This is a genomic window from Chryseobacterium sp. SIMBA_028, assembly GCF_046535285.1.
Lineage (GTDB): Bacteria > Bacteroidota > Bacteroidia > Flavobacteriales > Weeksellaceae > Chryseobacterium.
On the sequence record NZ_JAWRWZ010000065.1, the window covers coordinates 1 to 407 of the forward strand.

Sequence of the window (407 nt, forward strand, 5' to 3'; positions counted from 1 at the left end):
AACGGTTTCAAATATAAACCAACCTGGAAACTTAACATGTACCTACACAGCAACAGTTACAGTTATTGAGGATAAAACAATTCCAGTAGCAGGTTTAACCTCATCAGTTGCTCAGATTTATGTTGGAGAATCGGTTACTTTAACAGCTACGGGTGGGGCTACTTATAATTGGGGAACTCTTCCGGGTAGTGGAAACACTCAGGTTGTTTCGCCTACGAACACGACTGTATATACAGTTTTTGCTATAGGAGCAAACGGATGTATCTCTGCAACTCCTGCAACGATTACAATTATAGTTGTTCCTCCAACAGCAGGGGTTTCAGCGAATAAATCGAAAATTTGTGCCGGAGAATCTGTTACTTTAACTGCTACAGGAGGTATTACTTATAACTGGGTTGGATTAACAG

Annotated in this window: 1 pseudogene; it reads left to right on the top strand. The window is 40.5% G+C overall.

Features of this window, described 5'->3' with window-relative positions:
- Nucleotides 1-407, top strand: a pseudogene (locus SCA31_RS22555) (gliding motility protein); the annotation flags it as partial.